Genomic DNA, 18,521 nt, shown 5'->3' on the forward strand with positions numbered 1-18,521 from the left:
GACAGTGAGTTGGAGATCCCAACTCACTACTGGAGGCAGCCGTGCACGACGCGGTCATCGTCGACGCCGTCCGAACCCCGATCGGCAAGGGCAAGCCCGGTGGCGCCCTGCACGAGATCCACCCGGTCCAGTTGCTCGCCCACACGTTGCGGGCGCTCGTCGAGCGCAACGGGCTCGACCCCGAGCTGATCGACGACGTCATCGGCGGCGCGGTCGACCAGGTCGGCGAGCAGGCCCAGAACGTCACGCGGTGGGCGGCACTCGCCGCCGGGCTGCCGGAAAGCGTGCCCGCGACCACCGTCGACCGGCAGTGCGGGAGCAGCCAGCAGGCGGTGCACTTCGCCGCGCAAGGGGTGATGGCCGGCGCGTACGACGTCGTCATCGCCTGCGGCGTCGAGTCCATGAGCCGGGTCCCGATGTGGTCGAACGTGCTGCCGGGCACCGACCCGCTCGGCCCCGGTGTCGCGGAACGCTATCCGGAAGGTCTGGTGCCCCAAGGGATCAGCGCCGAACTCATCGCCGCGAAGTGGTCGCTCAGCCGGGAAGCGATGGACGAATTCGCGATGTCCTCGCACCGGAAGGCTGCGCGGGCACACGAACTCGGGCGGTTCGCGAGCCAGATCGTGCCGATCGAGACGCCCTCGGGCCGGGTGTCCACCGACGAGTCGGTCCGGCCGGGCACCGACCTCGAAACCCTCGCCAAGTTGCGCCCGGCGTTCCAGGACGCGGACGTGGCCGCGCGTTTCCCGCAGATCGACTGGTCGGTGACCGCGGGCAACAGCAGTCCCATCAACGACGGTGCCTCGGCCGTACTCATCACCTCCAGCGAAACCGCGGCGAGGCTGGGCCTCCGGCCGCGCGCCCGCCTGCACAGTTTCGCGGTCACCGGCTCCGACCCCTTGCTCATGCTCACCGGCGTCATCCCGGCGACGGAGAAGGTGCTGCGGCGCGCAGGGCTGAGCCTGGCGGACATCGGCCTGTTCGAGATCAACGAGGCCTTCGCCAGTGTCGTGCTGGCGTGGCAGCAGGAAACCGGCGCCGACCCGGCCAAGGTGAACGTCCACGGCGGCGCGATCGCGCTCGGCCATCCGCTCGGCGCGAGCGGGACCCGGCTGATGGGCACGCTGGTCAACGCGCTGCACCACCACGGTGCCCGCTACGGCCTGCAGACGATGTGCGAAGGCGGCGGCCAGGCGAACGCGACCATCCTGGAGGCGCTGTGACCGACCGGCTCCCCAGGAAACTGAAGGATCACCCCTCGGTACAGGCGGTCCTCGCCAAGCCACGCGACAAACCGTCGCCGGTCATCGACGCCGCCTGGCTCAAGGAGATCTGTCTCGCCGCCGGCGCCGACGACGCGGCCGCCGTCTCCCTCGACCACCCGGATCTGGCGGACGAGCGCGAGCACGTCGAGCGCGCGCTGCCCGGCACGAAGACCCTCGTCTCGCTCGTGGTGCGGATGAACCGCGACGACGTCCGCTCCCCCGCCCGCAGCGTCGCCAACCAGGAGTTCCATCGCACCGGCGAGATCATCAACGAAGCGGGCCACACGATCGTCCGGACCCTGCAGGACGCCGGGTACCGCGCGATCAACCCGTCGGCGACGTTCCCGATGGAGATGGAGCACTACCCCGGCCGGATCTGGGTCGTCGCGCACAAGACGGTCGCCGTCGCGGCCGGGCTCGGCGCCATGGGGCTGCACCGCAACGTCATCCACCCGAAATTCGGCAACTTCGTGCTGCTGGCGACCCTGCTGGTCGACGCCGAGGTGTCCACCTACGGCGAGGCGATCGACTACAACCCTTGCCTGGAATGCAAGCTGTGCGTCGCCGCCTGCCCGATCGGCGCGATCTCGAAGACCGGCGAGTTCGATTTCCTCGCCTGCTCGACGCACAACTACCGCGAGTTCATGAGCGGCTTCACCGACTGGGCGCAGACCGTGGCCGACAGCGAGGACGCCGCCGACTTCCGCTCCAGGGTGTCCGACTCGGAGAACGTGTCGATGTGGCAGAGCCTCGCGTTCAAGCCGAACTACAAGGCCGCGTACTGCATGGCGGTCTGCCCGGCGGGCGAAGACGTGCTCGGGCCTTACCTCGAAGACCGGCGCGGCTTCCTCGGCACCGTGGTGAAACCCCTGCAGGACAAGGTGGAGACGCTGTACGTGCGGGAAGGTTCCCCGGCGAAGGCCTACGCCGAACGCCGCTTCCCCCACAAACCGGTGAAGGAGGTCGACGGCGGCTACCCGCGGCGGTAGGGCCGCCCCTACCGCACTCCCGGGGGCCTGTCCCATGTCCGGCGCCGCCGGTGCTCCCTAACCTGGCGGCAAAGCCTGGGGAGGACCTTCCGCATGATCGCGACCAAGCTGGCGTTCTCGTCGCTCCGCCGCCGTCCCACCGGATTCGTCGCAAGCTTCGTGGCGATGTTCTTCGGCGCCACGATCCTGATGACGTTCGCGTCCCTTTTGGACACTCGGGCGACCGCCGATCCGGAGACCGCGAAGACCCTGCTGATCATGGCGAGTGTCGTCGGCGGCTGGGGGCTGGTGATCGTCCTGTTCGCCACGCTGTCGACGCTCTCCCTGCTGATCCGGCAACGTGCGCCGGAGATGGCGTTGCTGAAGAGCGCGGGCGCGACGCCGTCGCAGATCGGCCGGATGATCGTCGGCGAAGCGGCGGTCGTCGCCGTCCTCGCCGCGGCTACGGCCGTCGTGCCGTCGGTCTTCGCGGGGCGGTGGCTGGTCACGCTGCTCGGCGACACCAGCCGCATACCGGCCGGGCTGGAGGCGCGGTTCGGGCTGATCGGGGTGTCCATGGGCACCGGCATCACCCTTCTCGCCGCACTCGTCGCCGCGACGGTCGCCGCACGGCAAGTGACCCGGCGCCGGGCGATCGAGGCAATTCGCGAGTCAGGGATCGACACACGGCCGACCGGCCGGCTCCGGATGATCGCCGCCGGCATTGTCCTCGCCTCCGGGCTCGGCTGCGGGGTGCTGACGATGACCGTGTTCACCGGGACGGAGCCCGCGTTGATGGCGGTCGGCGGCCAGGGTGCGATCCTCGCCGCGATCGGTTTCGCGCTCCTCTCCCCCGCGCTGCTCGGCCCGATCGCCGCGGTACTCGCCGCTCCGTTGCGGCGAGCCGGCGTCAGTGGTCAGCTGACGGCGGCGCATCTACGCGTCCGCGGCCGTCAGCTGGCCGGGGTGCTGGTGCCGATCATCCTGTTCACCGGCATCGCGACCGGGACGCTGTACATGCAGGCCATCGAGAATTCGGCGGGCACCGCGCCCGCGACGATCGCGAACAGCATCGAGACCCTGAACTACGTCGTCGTCGGCATGATCGCGCTGTTCGCCGCCGTCATGCTGGTGAACACCGTCGTGGCCGCGCTCATCGGACGCCGCCGCGAGTTCGGGCAACAACGGCTCATCGGTTCGACACCTTCGCAGGTCCTGCGGCTCGTCGGCACCGAAGGCACCGTCCTGGTGGCGGTCGGCGTCCTGTTCGGCTCGCTCTCCGCCGTCGTCACCGTCGTCCCGTACAGCGTCGCCAGGACCGGGAGCCCGGTACCGGACGAGACGATCGGGATCTATCTCGCCGTCGTCGCGATCACCGTGGTCCTGACGCTCGGTTCGCATGTGGGCGCGGCGGTGAAGGCGATGTGGACGCCGGCGATCCAGGCGGGCACCCGCGGCTGAAGGCCTGTCACATCTCCGTTCCCCCACGCGTCAGGGTTACGACTGAGCGATGAAGGATGGGGACCGTGGACGAACACGACTGGCTGGCGCGGCGCTTCGAAGGGCACCGGACGCATCTGAGGGCGGTGGCGTACCGGATGCTCGGTTCGCTGAGCGAGGCGGACGACGCCGTGCAGGAGGCTTGGCTACGCCTGAGCCGGTCGGACTCCGGCGAGGTGGACAACCTCGGCGGCTGGCTGACCACCGTCGTCGGCCGGATCTGTCTCGACATGCTGCGCTCACGCAAGTCCCGGCCGGAAGAGCCGGTGGGTGCCCAGCTCCCCGACCCGATCATCGGCCGTGCGGGCGGAATCGACCCGGAACACCAAGCCCTGCTGGCGGATTCGGTCGGGCTGGCGCTCCTGGTCGTACTCGACACGCTGGACCCCGCCGAACGGCTGGCGTTCGTCCTGCACGACATGTTCGCCCTGCCGTTCGACGAGATCGCGCCGATCGTGGGCCGGTCTTCCGCCGCGACCCGGCAGCTGGCCAGCCGCGCACGCCGTCGCCTGCAGGGTTCGCCGACTGTCCCGGACGCGGATCTGGGCCGTCAGCGGGCAGTCGTCGACGCGTTCTTCGCCGCCGCGCGGGGCGGCGATTTCGAGGCGCTGGTCTCGGTGCTCGACCCGGACGTCATCCTTCGTGCCGAGGGTGGCGCGGCTCCGGCGGGAACCTCGCGGTTCGTGCGCGGCGCGGCCAAGATCGCGAGCCAGGCACTCATGTTCCGGGCCGCGGGCGAGGGCGGGGAGCTGCGGCCCGCGCTGGTCAACGGCGCGGCCGGGATGGTCGTCACCAAGGACGGCGTGCCGACGACGGTCTTCGCGTTCACCGTCGTGGGCGGGAAGATCGCGGCGATCGACATCCTGGCCGACCCGGACCGGCTCGCCGCGCTGGACTTCGAACCGCTCGGCTGACCTGTCAGGAAAGGGTCGTTCAGGACGTTTTCCGTCCTGAACGACCCTTTCCTGACGTGCGCGCTGCCGGGATCAGGAGGTCGGGAAGTTGTCCGCGGTGCGGATGCGGTCCCGGATCCAGACACCGGCGGGCTTCAGCGGAGCCGTGCCGGTGAACGAGCTGCCCGAGCAGGTGCCCGGCTTGAACACCGCGCCCGAACGGCTGTCATCGGAGAAGTTCCAGTTGGTCCAGCTGATCTTCTTCGACGCCAGGAAGTCGAGGTACTTCTGGGAGTTGGTGAAGTCGTTGCCGCCGTCACCGCTGGCGGTCTGGGTGCCGAACTCGGTCACGAACAGCGGGATCTTGCTCGCGGCGCGGCTCAGCGCGTTGAAGTACTCGGTTTTGTGCGACGCCGCGTAGAAGTGGAACGTGTACATGAAGTTGCTGGCGCGCACCGGGTTGTTGATGATGTCGGTCTCGTTGCGGCCGTCGGAGATGCCGAGCGAGCCCCAGCCGTGGGTGCCCACCAGCACGACGCCGTCGGAGTCCTGGGCGCGGATGACCGGGATCATCTGCTCCGCGTAGCTGCGGACGCGGTCCCAGCTGACGTTGTTGGGCTCGTTGGCGATGTCGTAGATGATGTTGGTCTTGTCCTTGTGCCGCTGGGCGATCTCGGTGAAGAACGTCTTGGCGCGGCTGAGGTTCGCGTTCGGGTCACCGGGGGTGAGCTGGTGCCAGTCGACCAGCGCGTACATCCCGCGTTTGGTGGCCTCTTCGATGTACCCGTGCACCATGTCGGTGAACTTGCGCGGGTTGGTCTCGTAGCCGCCCTCCTGGATGTACATGGAGATCCGGAGGACGTCGGCCTTCCAGTCGTTGGCCAGCGCGTCGAGCGAAGCGGTCTTCACACACTGGCTGAACCACTGGATCCCGTGGGTGCTCATGCCCCGGAGCTGGATCGGCTTGCCGGCGGAGTTGCAGAGCTGGAGGCCGCAGACCTTCAGCTGTCCGTTGATCGCCGCCGGACTGCCCGGCGGCAGCGCGGCGGCGGTCTGCGTCGCGGGTTCTGTCGCGGTCTCGGTCGCCATCGAGGTGCTCGCGGCGGCGACCGGGGCCAGCAGCCCGGCGGCCAGTGCGGCCGTCACCCGGAGTCGGATCTTGTCCCAGCGCATTCGGCTTCTCCTCTCGCGTCGACGGCACCGACGTTGGCGCGCCGACGGTCAGGGCGGCGGAGTTAAATAGGAAACTTTCCTTACTATTGGAAAGTAAAGGGAAGATTACCCACAGGGTCGACGGACGGTCAAGACTTGACCACCGACGGTTCCGGCCATCTCGGGCATGCTCGGACTGTGACGACCATCGTGGCCTTCCACGCCCATCCCGACGACGAAGCCCTGCTGACCGGCGGCACCCTCGCCCGCGCCGCCGCGGACGGCCACCGGGTCGTCCTCGTGGTCGCGACCATCGGCATGCGGGGCGCGGACCCGGCGCGCCGGGCCGAACTCGAAGCGAGCGCGAAGGTGCTGGGCGTCGCTCGGGTCGTCCATCTCGGCTACGCGGGCAGTGGCCACGGTGCGATCCTCTATCCGGATCCGCCGGGCTGGGTCCGCTTCGTCCGCGCGAGCACCGACGAAGCGGCGGCACGGCTCGCGGAGATCCTGCGCGCGGAGAAGGCGTCCGTACTGCTGAGCTACGACCGCAACGGCGGCTACGGTCACCGCGACCACGTGAAGGTGCACGAGGTCGGAAAGCGCGCGGCCGAACTCGCCGGCGACGTCCGGCTACTGGAGGCCACGATCCCCCGCGACGCCGTCGCACGCCTGGTGCGGATCGTGCGCCTGGCGCGGATCCCGTTCCGCTACGACGTCGACGCGCTTCTCCGCGCGTACAGCGCCCGCTCGGAGATCACGCACACCTTCGACGTCCGGCGTTTCGCGCGCCAGAAGCAGGCCGCGATCGCCGCCCACTCCTCACAGGTGAAGGGGAACGGCAGGCTGGCACCGCTGATGCGCGTCGTGACCCGTCTGCCGGCACCGTTGTTCGGCCTCGTGTTCAATCGCGAGTGGTACGTCGACGCGACGCCGCGCGGATCATGATCCTGACCGACGGGCGCGGTACGCGGCGGCCTTCACCCGGTTCTGGCAGGCGAGCCCGCAGAACCGCTTGATCTGCGCCTGGCTCGCGTCGATGTACACCTGATCGCAGCGCGGCGCCGCGCACAGCCCGACGCGATGCGGGATGTGCTCGCCGAACGCCGCGGCCACCGACACCGCGAGCCCGGCCGCCCACTGCTGGACGAGGTCGGCGTCGGGACCGTGGAAATGCAGATGCCACGACTGTTCGCCGTGGCGCTGCAGGGACGGGCGGGCCTTGCTGTCGACGAGCATCCGGTTGAGCAGGCCGGCCGCCTCGTCGTGCTCCCGCCGCGACAGCGACTCGATGATCTCACGCAGCCGCGCCGCGAGATTCCGCAACCGCTCCGCGGTGAGCAGGTCGATCTGCCCGTTGCCGGTTCCGTCGCCGCCGAGTGCCTCGGTGGCGACGCGGACGAGATCGTGGCCACCGAGCACGGGTTTCGGCCTGCCGTGGACATGCTCGCCGGTCAGCGCGTTGATCAGCGTGACCCCGGTCTCCAGCCGCATCGCGTGATGCCCGTCGACCATTCGCCCCTCCCCCGTGCGTCACTGCTTCGCAGGACGCCCGCGGTGACGCTATCAAAGGCGAGCGGCATCGCAAGGGCGATGAAGTCGTTCGGAGCAACGGAATCCTGCGCACGGCGCAGCACCGGTCCACTATGGACAGACTTGACTGCCCGGCCAGTCCGTGAAGGCCTCCTTGAGGGACCCTGGGTCCCTCAAGGAGGCCTTCACGGACTCGATGATCGCCACATACGCCCCACCTGCGTCAGCAGTCACGACAGCCGCGCGTGAAGGACCCCTTCCCTCGGCTCAGCCGAGGAAACTCGACCTTCACACCTTTCCCAGTACATGAAGGCCCCCTTCCTTGCGCCTAGGTACATGAAGGGGGCCTTCATGTACTTGGGGTAGCAACCCGATGCTCGTGAGTGGTAAGGACGGTTAGAACCGTCCTTACCACTCACGAGGCCGAGCGGCCGCTCACCACCGAGGCGGACCGGCGTCCACGATCTTCTGCGACAGCTCCAGCGGGTCGAGGTGCATCAGCGACTCCATCCACCACGTCATCCCGGCCTGCCCCAGCGCGGGCAGATCGACCTTGATCGGCTCCTCCCACGCCGGGCTCGCGTTCCCCGCCACGGCGACGTCGAAAGGACGGCCCGGTTCCAGCCCGGCGAGCCCGAGCGCGCGGTGGGTCTCGGCGATCTCCTCGGCGGTCGGCGTGTGGTCCTCCGGGTTCGGAAAGATCCCGTCGCACAGCGCCGCCCGCCGGACGACGCGCGGGTTGTCGGTGGAGCTCGCCACCCAGACCGGGATCGGGAACGGTTCGGGCGGTGCCTCGGCGAGCGCGACCTGGTAGTGCGCGCCGTCGTGGTCGAACCGCCTGCCGGACCAGATCGCACGGATGACGTCGAGGCCTTCGTCGAACATCGCCGACCGGGTCAGCAGGTCAGTCTGTTCACCGAATCGGCTGAAGTCGCCGGATTCGTCCGAACCCAGGCCGGTGCCGAGGATCAGCCTGCCGCCGGAGAGACGGCTGACCGTCGACGCGTGCCGCGCGACCACCCACGGGCGGCGCCGGGCGGGCGGCGTGATCATGGGGCCGAACAACAGCTTGCTGGTCGCGTGCGCGATGGCGCCGAGCGTCGTCCACGGATCCGCGATGGGCATGGTGTCCGCGACCACGTGATCCCACAGGAAGAACCCGTCCCAGCCCGCCGCCTCGGCGCGCACGGCGAGGTCGACGAGCACCCCAGGCTCACCGAACGGGCCGAAAGGCGGCAGATAGACGGCATGGCGGACCGTGCTGCCGGTCAAGTCGATCATCTCCCCAACGTCATCGTCGAAGTCCCCGGACGGCCGCTTGTTTACGCCGTTCACCCACGTTAGCGTCCGGAAGATGGCGGACGACGGTGAACGATCGACGAAGTGGCCGGAGCATCGGAGAAGGTTACGCCGGGTGTTGTCCTCGGTGGTCGCCGTCTCACTGTGCGCGACACTTACGGCCGTGAACGCGTCCGCATCGCAGGATGACGACTGGTCCCGTGACTTCTACTGGGGTGTCGCGTCGTCCGGTTACCAGTCCGAGGGCCACGCCCCGGACAGCAACTGGAAGCGGTTCGTGGACCGCTCCGCCGGCAAGGACGGCGTCGACGAGTACCGCGACTCCGTGGACTTCCGGCACCGCTACGCCGACGACATCCGCCTCGCGGCCGGTCTCGGCGTCAACACCTACCGCTTCGGCATCGAGTGGGCTCGCGTCGAACCCTCACCCGGACGGTGGGACGAGACCGAACTGGCCTTCTACGACGACGTGCTCCGGCAGGTGCGCGCCGCGGGCATGACGCCGATGATCACGCTCAACCATTGGGTGTACCCGGGCTGGGCGCTCGACCAGGGCGGCTGGGCCGAGACGCGGACGGCCGACGCGTGGCTGGAATTCAGCCGGAAGATCGTCCAGCGCTACGCCGGGCAGGACGTCCTCTGGGTGACGTTCAACGAGCCGCTCATCTTCCTCCGGAACGAGCAGAAGGTCGGCGCGCTGGACGCCACGCGGTACTTCGCGGCGCAGTCCAACGTCGTCCAGGCGCACCGCCGGGCCTACGACCTCATCCACGAACTCGACCCGACCGCGAAGGTCACGAGCAACCAGGCCTACATCACCGGGGTCAACGGGATGGCCGACTGGTTCTTCCTCGACCAGGTGAAGGACAAGCTCGACTTCATCGGCATCGACTACTACTACGGCCTCAGCATCGACAACTGGACGGTGTTCGCCGCCGCCAGTGACAAGTTCTGGGACGTGAAACTCCAGCCCGAAGGCATCTACTACGCGTTGCGCAGCTACCACAACCGGTTCCCGCGCATGCCGCTCTACATCGTCGAAAACGGCATGGCGACCGACAACGGGAAGCTCCGCGACGCGGATTACACGCGCGGAAATCACGTGCGCGACACCGTGTACTGGCTCCAGCGCGCGAAGGCAGACGGGATGAACCTCATCGGCTACAACTACTGGAGCCTCACCGACAACTACGAATGGGGCAGCTACCGCGCCCGGTTCGGACTGTACACAGTGGACGCTCTCACCGATCCGGCGCTGACCCGGCGCCCCACGGACGCCGTTCCCGCGTACCAGGATCTGGTGACGGCGGGTGGCGTGCCGCAGGGCTACCGGCTCAAACGCGGGCCCGGACTCTGCTCGCTCGTGGACGGGCTGAACAGTTGCCTCAACCCGGCCAAAGTGGACGGACCGCTCACGCCGCTGAAGTGACCAGTTCGAGTCGCCTGCCCTCGAACGTCCGCCGCATCCGCCGGTCGTGGGTGACGACCACGAGCGCGCCGGAGTAGGCGGCGAGCGCCTGCTCCATCTCCTCCACGAGATCCGGGGAGAGATGGTTGGTCGGCTCGTCGAGCAGCAGCAGGTCGGTCCTGGCCGTCACCAGCCTGGCCAGTTCCAGCCTGCGGCGCTGCCCGATGGACAGCTCCCGGACCGGCTTGCGCAGATCCGGCGCCCGGAACAGGCCCAGCGACAGCAACCGCTCGGCCGCCTCGTCCTCGTCTCCATTTCCGGCGAAGACCGTCAAGACGGTCCGCGCGTCGGCGGCCAGCCCGCCGTTCTGGTGCAGGAACCCGATCCGGCCCGTCCGCTCCGCCGATCCCGTCGACGGCGCGAGCTCACCGGCGAGCACCCGCATCAAGGTCGTCTTGCCGGCCCCGTTGGGTCCGGTCACGAGGATCCGTTCGCCGGGAAGCACGCTGAGCGACGTCCGCGGAAGACGGCCGTCGACCGACACGTCGTCCGCCTTCACCACATACTGACCGGCCTCCGTCTCCCCCGCGGCGATACGCGCGGTGAACCGGAGCGGCTCCGGCGGCGGCGGGACAGGGTTCGTCTCCAACCGCTGGATCCGCTCGCGGGCCGACCGGATCCGGCTCATCGCCCCGTGCGCCCGGGAGCGGGCCCGGAACGCGCCCGCCCCACTGAAGGCGGCCGGAGCCTTGCGCGGGATCGCCGAGAACCGGTCGATGTTGACGTCCGCCAGCCGTTCGTAACGGGACTTCTCCAGCCGCCACTCCTCGTATTCGCGGACCCACCTCGCTCGCGCGGCCTCCTTCGCCGCGAGGTAACCCGAGTACCCGTCGCCGTGCCGCTGGACGGTCCGGCGGTCGGCGTCGACCTCGAGGATCGTCGAGGTGACACGGCTGAGGAACATCCGGTCGTGGGTGATCGCGACGATCCGGCCGCGATGCCCGCGAAGATGGTTCTCCAGCCAGGCGACGGCGTCGTCGTCGAGGTCGTTGGTGGGCTCGTCCAGCAACAGCAGTTCGGGCGACGCGGCCAGGGTGGCCGCGAGCGCCAGCCGGGAACGCTGGCCACCGGAGAGGCTGCCCAGCGCGCGGCGGCGATCGAGACCCGGTTGCCCGAGCCCGTGCAGGGCGACCTCCACCCTGGCGTCGGCCTCGTAACCGCCGCGGGCTTCGTACGCGGTCATGAGATCGCCGTACGCGGCCAGGTCCTCGGCGGTTTCGAGCGACTTTTCTGCCGTCCGCAGCCGGGATTCGAGCTCCCGGATATCGGCCAGCGCGAGGTCGATCGCGTCGCCGACCGTGGCGGTGTCGGGCAGGTCCAGCGTCTGCGGGAGATAGCCGACGCCGCCGGGCGCGGTGACGGTCACGGTGCCGTTGTCCGCCCGGTCGCGGCCGGCGATCAGCCTGAGCAGGGTGGACTTGCCGGAGCCGTTGTCGCCGATGACGCCCGCCTTCTCCCCCGGTTTGACGGTGAAGGAGATCTGGTCGAGCACGACGTGGTCGTCGAAACGTTTGGTGACACCGGAGAGCACGAGTTGTGTTCCGGGATTTCGATGCGGGGTACGCACAGGGGCGTCCTCCTGATTCTCGCGGGGGAAGGACATGAGGAAGGACGCGACCCGGCGGAGCGAAGGCTCTACGCCAGGGCCGCGTCGAAGGCGAGAATCACAGAGTGAAGAAAATCCCCATGCCGAAGACGGTAGCGGGAGAACCTCGACGGGCAAAACGAATAAAAGGTTGTGTACGGGTTCACAGAGTGGTCTGTGTCCCCATACCGCGACAGCGGCGCCCCGGTGACCGAGAATCGACCATGGAGGTTTTCGCGGTCTGAGGGAATGGGGTTCCTCGTGCACGGGTCCAGCGGTCCGATCGCCCGGTTCCGGCGACGGCTCTTCCCTGGTCACAATTCGCTGGCGCGTGGCTCCGACCGGTTCGAAGCCCTCCTCCTCAAACTCGTGATCCTCGCGGCGCTGCTCGCCATCCCGGTCGCGGCCGCCGTCGGCTCGGCCAACCACGGCAGGCAGGTCGCCGCGGCAGCCGCCGACTCGACCGGCCGTCATCCCGCCACCGCGTACCTGCTGAAGGCGGCGCCCGTCCGCATCGTCGACAGCGAGAGCGTCGGGACCGACACCTCCACCACCGAGGCGACCTGGACCGACTCGCGCGGCGCCCGGCACACCGGCGGCGTCCTCGCGGCGCCGGGCAGCCCCGCCGGATCGGCCATGCCGATCTGGATCGACGCCCGCGGCGAGCTCACCACCGCCCCGAGGAACGCGTCGACGGCGGTGTTCGATTCCGTTCTCGTCGGCCTGTGGCTCTGGTTCGCGGTGGTCGCCGCACTCGTGCTGGTGCAGCGGGTCGTCCGGCTGGTGCTCGACCGGCAGCGGGCCGCGGCCTGGGAGCGCGCTTGGGCGGCCTACCCGCGCTCCGGTTCCTGGCCCTGAGCCCGGGGGCGGGGGCAAAGAGCCTCGGCTAGGGTGCCCGGCATGCGCATCATGATCTCGGCGGACATGGAGGGCGCCACCGGCGTCACCTGGACCGAGGACGTCATTCCGGGCACCGAGCAGTGGCAACGATTCCGCCGCCTGTTCACCGGTGACGTCAACGCCACCATCGCGGGCCTGTTCGACTCCGGCGCCACCGACGTGCTGGTCAACGAGGCGCATTCCTCGCAGCGGAACCTGCTGCTCGAAGACCTCGACGGTCGCGCGCGCATGCTCACCGGCAGGCACAAGCCGCTCTCGATGATGCAGGGGATCGACAGCGGCGTGGACGGTGTCGTCTTCCTCGGCTACCACGCGGGCGCGGGTTTCGACGGCGTCCTGTCCCACACGTACCTGGAGAACCAGATCACCGGCGTGTGGCTCGACGACGTCCCCGCCAGCGAAGGCAGGCTCAACGCGGCGATGGCCGCCGAGTACGGCGTCCCGGTGCTGGTCGTCTCCGGTGACGACAAGGCCTGCGACGACGCCCAGGACTACGCGCCCGAAGCCGAACTGGTCACGGTGAAGGAGTGCGTCAGCCGCTACGCCGCGATCTGCCTTCCGCCCGCCAGGACGGCCGAACTGCTGTCGTCCGCGGCGGCGGACTCGATGAACCGGGCGGGCCGGGTCGAGCGGTACGCCACTCCGCACCGGATCGAGGTCGAGTTCGACGCGAGCCATCTCGCGCAGGCCGCAGCCGTGATCCCGACAGTGGAACAGATCGGCGTGCGGCGGGTCGGCTTCGACGCGCCGGACATGACCGAAGCGATGAAGGCGTTCAAGATCGTCACGGCGATCGCGGCTGGGGCGGTGCAGGGTATCTATGGCTGAGTTGGATGTAGTCGAGGTCTGTTCGCGGCTGATCCGGTTCGACACCACGAACCGGGGCAACGGGGACTCGGAGGGCGAGCGCGAGGCCGCCGAGTACGTGGCGTCGCTGTTGTCGGGGCTCGGGATCGACTCGAAGATCATCGAGTCCGCACCCCGCCGCGCGAACGTGATCGCCCGGGTCCCGGGCACCGACCCGAGCCTGCCCGCGCTGCTCGTGCAGGGGCATCTCGACGTCGTCCCGGCGGACGCCGCCGACTGGTCGGTGGACCCGTTCTCGGGCGAGATCCGCGACGGGTTCCTCTGGGGCCGCGGCGCCGTCGACATGAAGGACTTCTGCGCGATGGTGCTCGCTGCCCTCTCCACCGGCGTCCGGCCGCGGCGGGACATCGTCCTGGCGTTCGTGGCCGACGAGGAGGACAAGGGCGAATACGGCGCGCACTGGCTCGCCGCGGCGCACCGGGACCTGTTCGACGGCTGCGCGGCCGCGATCAGCGAGTCGGGCGCGTACACCTACCACGTCCCGGCCGCCGACGGCCGGATCGTGCGGCTCTATCCGGTGGCGACGGCCGAACGCGGCACCGCGCACCTTCGCTTGACGGCCAAGGGCCGCGCGGGACACGGCTCGCGTCCCAACGACGAGAACGCGGTCACCCGGCTGATCACGGCGCTCGGCAAGATCGCCGCGCACCGCTGGCCCGTCCAGCTGACCCCGACCGTCCAGGCCTTCCTCGAACGCACCGGGGAAGCGCTCGGCGTTCCGGTCGATCTGTCCGATGTGGACGGAACGATCGCGCGGCTCGGGCCCGCCGGGGCGCTGGTGGTGCCGACGGTCCGCAACAGCACGACGCCGACCATGCTCGGCGCCGGCTACAAGGTAAACGTGATCCCGACTTCGGCCGAGGCCCAGGTGGACGTCCGCGTCCTTCCCGACGCCGAACCAGCACTGCTCGCCGAGATCGACGCGATGCTCGGCGAAGGCGTCACCCGCGAATTCGTCGCGCACCAGCCGCCGGTCCAGGCGCCGGTGGATTCGCCGTGGTTCGACGCGATGGCGGATGCTTTGCGCTCGGAGGATCCCGAAGCCGTCGTCGTCCCCTACTGCATGGGCGGCGGAACGGACGCGAAGGCGTTCAGCCCTCTCGGGATCGACTGCTACGGCTTCGCGCCTCTCCTGCTTCCGGAAGGCTTCCCGTACCGGGCGATGGCGCACGGCGTGGACGAGCGGGTGCCGGTGGAGGGGCTGCGGTTCGGTACGCGGGTGCTGCGGCACTTCCTGGAGAACTGCTGAGCCACACCTTCCCAAGTACGTGAAGGCCCCCTTCACTGCGCTAGACGCAATGAAGGGGGCCTTCACGTACTTGCGCCGACCACCCAAAAGGCTTTCATTCGAATTTCATGAAGGCCTCATAGCGTCGCCTCCGTGAGACCTTCGACTTCGCGCGCCCGCGCGTGCGTGCTCCTGATCGGCCTCGGCATCGCGCTCTCCGCGTGCCGCGGCGGCTTCCCGATCTCGCGTTCCGACCTCCCGCCCGAAACGACCACGTCTCCCCCGGCCGAGACCCAGACCCTCACCGTGACGACGTCCGCACCGGCAACCTCGTCGACGTCATCCGCGCCGAGCCTCGAACCCGCCGCGATCGACCGCGTGTTCCAGGTCTACATGAACGGGCTCGCCAATCACGACATGACCGCCCTGCGCAGCGGGACCTGCCCGCGCCTGAGGTCGACGCTGCTCGGGTTCGAACTCCACGGGCATTACGTCGAGCGCTGGGAGATGCTGCCGTACTCCGTCCCGTCAGGGCAGGAGTTCGTGACGGTCCAGGCCAAGGTCACCCAGCGGAACGCGCGCAGCGGCAAACTCGCGGGCGACGTCGTCTATTCCTGGTATGTCGAGCGGAACGAGGACACGAACTACTACGTTTGCGGGTGGCTCGACTACGAATGACCACAGGAGGCCGCCGATGAACACGGTCGCGCGACTCGCCAAGGACGAACGGGCGGACTTCGCCGCGTTCCTCCGGACGCTCTCCCCGCGGGACTGGGACGCGCCGACCTTGTGTTCGGAGTGGACGGTCCGCGAAGTCGTCGCTCATGTCGTCGACTACGACACCCAGCGCTTCCGCGATCTGGTCGGCCAGGCCGTCCGCGGCGGGCTGCGGCTGAACCGGATGAACGCGCTCGGCGTAGCGCGAAAGCCGGACCGGACACCCGAGGAGCTGATCGCGAGGATCGAGGAACACCTCGAACCTCGTGGTCTGACCTCGGCCTTCGGCGGACGCGTGGCGTTGCTCGACGGGCTGCTCCACCACCAGGACATCCGACGGCCACTGGGGTTTCCTCGGGAGGTGCCAGCGGAGAGGCTGCGTCATGCACTGGCTTTCGCCCGCTACGCGCCGCCGATCAAGGCCGGCAAACGGGCGCGCGGACTCCGGCTCGTCGCCACGGACGTGGACTGGGCGGCCGGATCCGGACCGGAGGTGCGTGGCCCCGGTGAGGCGGTCCTGCTGTCGATCGCGGGCCGGGCCTTGGCACTGGACGAGCTTTCCGGTCCCGGCGTGGCGATCCTCGCGTCCCGAATGGACTGCTGAAGCTCGCTCAGCCGACGGCCGCGACCGGAACCGCCGTGGTGGCCATCCGGCGACGGACCGCGTTGCCGAGCAGGAGCTGACCGACGGCCGCGGCCAGGCAGAGACCGAAGCAGACGCTCCACAACACGGGCGCGCCCAGCACCAGGAGCTGGGTGCCGCCGAGTGGGGCGACGAACGCGGCGAGGCCCGCCGCCGTGCCGTAGGCGCCGTTGTACCGGCCGCGTAGATGCGGCGGGGCGAGTTCGGCCACGATCGCGACACCCACCGACTGGATCACGATCTCGCCGAGGGTCCAGAACACCGCGCACACCGCGTACACCGGTGTCGTCGACGCGAAGGCCGTGGCCCCGAAACCCAAACCCGTCAACAGGATCCCGAACGTGAGCACCCGCGACGGATCCCACCGGCCCAGCCGATGCCCCACCAGTGGCTGCACGACCACGATGACGATCCCGTTCACCGCCATCACCAGCCCGTACCCCGCCGGGGAAAGGCCGTCCTCGCGCATCGCGAGCGGCAACGTGGCCAAGCTCTGCAGGAACACGAACGCGACGACCAGTGAGAGCAGCATCAGCCCGGCCATGACCCGGTCGCGCAGGACGACGGTGAAGCCGCCCCGTTCCTTCGGTCCGCCGCCACCACGGGTCTCCGGCACCGCCCGCCAGACCAGCAGCCCGAACAGCACGCACGTCGCCGCGTCCACCCAGAACAGCGTCGTGAATCCCGCGCGGGCCAGCGTTCCGCCCAGCACCATCGCGATCGAGAAGCCGAGGTTGATCGCCCACAGGAGCAGTCCGAAAGCCCGCGTACGGTCGGCGCCGGGCACCAGATCCGCCACGATCGACTGGGTGGCCGGGCGGAACACGTCGAGTGCCAGCCCGAGCAGCAGCGCGGCGACCGCGATCAGTTCGAGGCGTTCGACGTAACCCAGCACCAGCATGATGGCGCCGGTCGCGAGCATGCCGCCGGTCAGCGTCGCCCGCCTGCCGATGCGGTCGGCCAGCATGCCGCCGATCAGCTGCGAGAACACCTGGCCGATGCCGAGCAGCGCCAGCACAGTGCCCGCCGTCGCCACCGAAAGGCCGCGTTCGCTGGTCAGGTACAGCGCCAGGAACGGCAGGACCATCGTGCCGAGCCGGTTGACGAGCGTGCCCGTCCACAGCACCCAGAACGATTTCGGCAGGCCGCCGAGCCGGGTCCGCAGGAACCCCGGCGCCGTCATGGTTCGAGCTCGTAGCAGCCCACGCCGTCGAGGTACCGCAGCGTGCCGAGATCGCGCAGGACGTACTCCTCGATCTCGTGCATGAAGGTGACGACCACCGGGAACGTCGTGTCGTCGACGGTGCGGCGCAACGGTTTCCCCGGCTGCGTCAGCACGAACATCTCGTGGAAGCTCTCCAGCCGCTCGATCTCGTCGAGCACCGTGTACCGGCGGAGTGTGCCTTCGACCGGCGAGAGCAGCGCGGACCAGGCGTAGTGCCGCCGGATCCGGTAGTCCTCGCCCCACCGCTCACGGAACCGCTCCGGCCGCAGCACCGCGTCCGCCATCCAGTCCAGCTGGGACTCGCCGATCGCGAGCCGCGCCAGATGCGGCAGGTCGCCGCCCGAGAGGCGGGAACCCACCTCGATCAGCCGTGGGCCCTGCGGGGTCCGCTTGACCTCGACGTGCGCGGCGCCGTGCCGGATGCCCAGCGCGTCGAGTACGGCGAACGCGTAGTTCACCAGTTCGTCGTGGCCCGGTCCGCGCCTCGGCACGATCTGGCAGGCGCCGAGCAGGTCGGACACCCCGTTGATGGCGAAGCGCGAGGTCTTCCAGATGTCGCACACCTGGTGCAGGCCGTCCATGCTGACCGTGTTGATCATGTACTCGGTGCCCGCGAGGTATTCCTGCGCGATGACGAGGTCGTTGTCCTCGGAGAACACGTTCTGGCGGCCGGTGATCGTGCGTAATGCCTCGACGGACCGCTCCGGAGTGTCGCAAAAGGACACACCGTCACCGCCGGCGCTGCGGTTGGGTTTGACGACGATCCGTCCGCCCACCTCACGTTGCCATGCGGCGAGTTCGGCCTCGTCGGAGGTCGACAACTGCCGTGCGACGGGCAGACCGGCCGCGGCGACGGCCTCGCCCATGGCGGCCTTGTCCCGCCTGGCAAGAGACAGCGCGGTGCCGTTCGACGGCACTCCCAGCGCCTCGCTGAGCTCGTCGGTGAACGCGACGGCGTATTCGCCTCCTGCCACGACCGCGACCGGCCGGTGCACCGCCAGCGCGTCCAGCGTCTTCGCGAGATCACCGTCGTGGACGATGTTCTCGCGATAGTTGCTCATGGTGGGCGACGACTTCCGGTACTGCCCGGGTGCGTCCGGCGCGCTCTGCACACGCACACACTCCGCGCCCAGCGCCAAGAACGCCGGCGCGATGTGCCGGGCGGTCTGCGGCAACCCGTGGTCGGCCGTTTCGTAGGTGTCCACGAGCACGACACAGGGCTTCGTCGACAAGGGGTTCACCTCTCAACCGGTGGATCGGGAAACCGACGGTCCCAGCATC

At 69.3% G+C, this 18,521-nt stretch carries 17 protein-coding genes; 11 read left to right on the forward strand and 6 right to left on the reverse strand.

The genetic code is table 11. The features are described 5' to 3' along the window. Positions 1–41 precede the first annotated feature (41 nt). The 4 genes from DMC61_RS30750 to sigJ all read left to right on the forward strand — a co-directional run bounded on the left by DMC61_RS30750 (position 42) and on the right by sigJ (position 4,647). Complete coding sequence (locus DMC61_RS30750) at positions 42–1,223, forward strand: thiolase family protein (RefSeq protein WP_125693542.1); 1,182 nt, start codon at positions 42–44, stop codon at positions 1,221–1,223. Further along, positions 1,220–2,254, forward strand: coding sequence for a 4Fe-4S binding protein (locus DMC61_RS30755; RefSeq protein ID WP_125693544.1), 1,035 nt, complete (start codon positions 1,220–1,222; stop codon positions 2,252–2,254). The genes DMC61_RS30750 and DMC61_RS30755 overlap by 4 nt, the downstream gene beginning before the upstream one ends. 93 nt (positions 2,255–2,347) lie before the next feature. Beyond that, positions 2,348–3,694: an FtsX-like permease family protein gene (locus tag DMC61_RS30760; protein WP_125693546.1), complete on the forward strand. Its 1,347-nt coding sequence runs from the start codon at positions 2,348–2,350 to the stop codon at positions 3,692–3,694. A gap of 65 nt (positions 3,695–3,759) precedes the next feature. Beyond that, a complete protein-coding gene (sigJ, locus tag DMC61_RS30765; protein WP_125693548.1) occupies positions 3,760–4,647 on the forward strand; it encodes an RNA polymerase sigma factor SigJ in 888 nt (295 codons plus the stop codon). Between the two features lie 72 nt (positions 4,648–4,719). Here sigJ and DMC61_RS30770 read toward each other — a convergent pair whose 3' ends face one another. Next, complete coding sequence (locus tag DMC61_RS30770; protein WP_125693550.1) at positions 4,720–5,799, reverse strand: glycoside hydrolase family 5 protein; 1,080 nt, start codon at positions 5,797–5,799, stop codon at positions 4,720–4,722. A gap of 177 nt (positions 5,800–5,976) precedes the next feature. Here DMC61_RS30770 and DMC61_RS30775 point away from each other — a divergent pair, with 177 nt between their 5' ends. After that, positions 5,977–6,723, forward strand: coding sequence for a PIG-L deacetylase family protein (locus tag DMC61_RS30775; RefSeq protein WP_370456435.1), 747 nt, complete (start codon positions 5,977–5,979; stop codon positions 6,721–6,723). On the opposite strand, the gene DMC61_RS30780 is transcribed toward DMC61_RS30775, so the two are convergent. Next, positions 6,718–7,290 (reverse strand): CGNR zinc finger domain-containing protein, encoded by a 573-nt coding sequence (locus tag DMC61_RS30780; protein WP_125693554.1) that lies wholly within the window; start codon positions 7,288–7,290, stop codon positions 6,718–6,720. The two genes, DMC61_RS30775 and DMC61_RS30780, sit on opposite strands and share 6 nt — an antisense overlap. Before the next feature lie 453 nt (positions 7,291–7,743). Then, complete coding sequence (locus tag DMC61_RS30785) at positions 7,744–8,589, reverse strand: LLM class flavin-dependent oxidoreductase (RefSeq protein ID WP_016334212.1); 846 nt, start codon at positions 8,587–8,589, stop codon at positions 7,744–7,746. A gap of 181 nt (positions 8,590–8,770) precedes the next feature. On the opposite strand from DMC61_RS30785, the gene DMC61_RS30790 reads away from it, so the two are divergent. Continuing rightward, the gene (locus tag DMC61_RS30790) at positions 8,771–10,036 is read left to right on the forward strand and encodes a family 1 glycosylhydrolase (RefSeq protein ID WP_125693556.1); all 1,266 of its coding nucleotides are present in this window, start codon (positions 8,771–8,773) and stop codon (positions 10,034–10,036) included. Here the strand turns inward: DMC61_RS30790 and abc-f are convergent. Further along, a complete protein-coding gene (gene abc-f, locus DMC61_RS30795; protein ID WP_125693558.1) occupies positions 10,020–11,642 on the reverse strand; it encodes a ribosomal protection-like ABC-F family protein in 1,623 nt (540 codons plus the stop codon). The two genes, DMC61_RS30790 and abc-f, sit on opposite strands and share 17 nt — an antisense overlap. Positions 11,643–11,921: 279 nt before the next feature. Between abc-f and DMC61_RS30800 the strand changes: the two genes are divergently transcribed. The 5 genes from DMC61_RS30800 to DMC61_RS30820 all read left to right on the forward strand — a co-directional run bounded on the left by DMC61_RS30800 (position 11,922) and on the right by DMC61_RS30820 (position 15,976). After that, entirely contained in the window at positions 11,922–12,518 is a 597-nt protein-coding gene (locus DMC61_RS30800; RefSeq protein ID WP_233595020.1) for a hypothetical protein, read from the forward strand. A gap of 42 nt (positions 12,519–12,560) precedes the next feature. Continuing rightward, positions 12,561–13,388: a M55 family metallopeptidase gene (locus DMC61_RS30805; protein ID WP_125693562.1), complete on the forward strand. Its 828-nt coding sequence runs from the start codon at positions 12,561–12,563 to the stop codon at positions 13,386–13,388. Further along, on the forward strand, positions 13,381–14,676 hold the full coding sequence (locus DMC61_RS30810) for a M20/M25/M40 family metallo-hydrolase (protein ID WP_125693564.1): 1,296 nt from the start codon (positions 13,381–13,383) through the stop codon (positions 14,674–14,676). Before DMC61_RS30805 ends, DMC61_RS30810 begins: the two co-directional genes overlap by 8 nt. A gap of 132 nt (positions 14,677–14,808) precedes the next feature. Continuing rightward, entirely contained in the window at positions 14,809–15,333 is a 525-nt protein-coding gene (locus DMC61_RS30815) for a hypothetical protein (RefSeq protein WP_233595021.1), read from the forward strand. Between the two features lie 16 nt (positions 15,334–15,349). Then, a complete protein-coding gene (locus tag DMC61_RS30820) occupies positions 15,350–15,976 on the forward strand; it encodes a maleylpyruvate isomerase family mycothiol-dependent enzyme (protein WP_125693566.1) in 627 nt (208 codons plus the stop codon). Between the two features lie 7 nt (positions 15,977–15,983). Here the strand turns inward: DMC61_RS30820 and DMC61_RS30825 are convergent, their stop codons facing one another. Both DMC61_RS30825 and DMC61_RS30830 read right to left on the reverse strand, forming a co-directional pair. Next, positions 15,984–17,198, reverse strand: coding sequence for an MFS transporter (locus DMC61_RS30825; RefSeq protein WP_125693568.1), 1,215 nt, complete (start codon positions 17,196–17,198; stop codon positions 15,984–15,986). Next, the gene (locus DMC61_RS30830; protein ID WP_125693570.1) at positions 17,195–18,472 is read right to left on the reverse strand and encodes an ATP-grasp domain-containing protein; all 1,278 of its coding nucleotides are present in this window, start codon (positions 18,470–18,472) and stop codon (positions 17,195–17,197) included. The genes DMC61_RS30825 and DMC61_RS30830 overlap by 4 nt, the downstream gene beginning before the upstream one ends. Positions 18,473–18,521: the final 49 nt, after the last annotated feature.

The sequence above is a fragment of the Amycolatopsis sp. WAC 04169 genome, from assembly GCF_003947535.1.
In the GTDB taxonomy this organism is placed as follows: domain Bacteria; phylum Actinomycetota; class Actinomycetes; order Mycobacteriales; family Pseudonocardiaceae; genus Amycolatopsis; species Amycolatopsis keratiniphila.

Excerpts from the sequence above, each read along its gene's own strand:
- DMC61_RS30760 (WP_125693546.1), top strand. The coding sequence starts at position 2,348 with ATGATCGCGACCAAGCTGGCGTTCTCGTCGCTCCGCCGCCGTCCCACC.
- DMC61_RS30770 (WP_125693550.1), bottom strand. The coding sequence starts at position 5,799 with ATGCGCTGGGACAAGATCCGACTCCGGGTGACGGCCGCACTGGCCGCC.
- DMC61_RS30780 (WP_125693554.1), bottom strand. The coding sequence starts at position 7,290 with ATGGTCGACGGGCATCACGCGATGCGGCTGGAGACCGGGGTCACGCTG.
- DMC61_RS30785 (WP_016334212.1), bottom strand. The coding sequence starts at position 8,589 with ATGATCGACTTGACCGGCAGCACGGTCCGCCATGCCGTCTATCTGCCG.
- DMC61_RS30805 (WP_125693562.1), top strand. The coding sequence starts at position 12,561 with ATGCGCATCATGATCTCGGCGGACATGGAGGGCGCCACCGGCGTCACC.
- DMC61_RS30810 (WP_125693564.1), top strand. The coding sequence starts at position 13,381 with ATGGCTGAGTTGGATGTAGTCGAGGTCTGTTCGCGGCTGATCCGGTTC.
- DMC61_RS30820 (WP_125693566.1), top strand. The coding sequence starts at position 15,350 with ATGAACACGGTCGCGCGACTCGCCAAGGACGAACGGGCGGACTTCGCC.
- DMC61_RS30825 (WP_125693568.1), bottom strand. The coding sequence starts at position 17,198 with ATGACGGCGCCGGGGTTCCTGCGGACCCGGCTCGGCGGCCTGCCGAAA.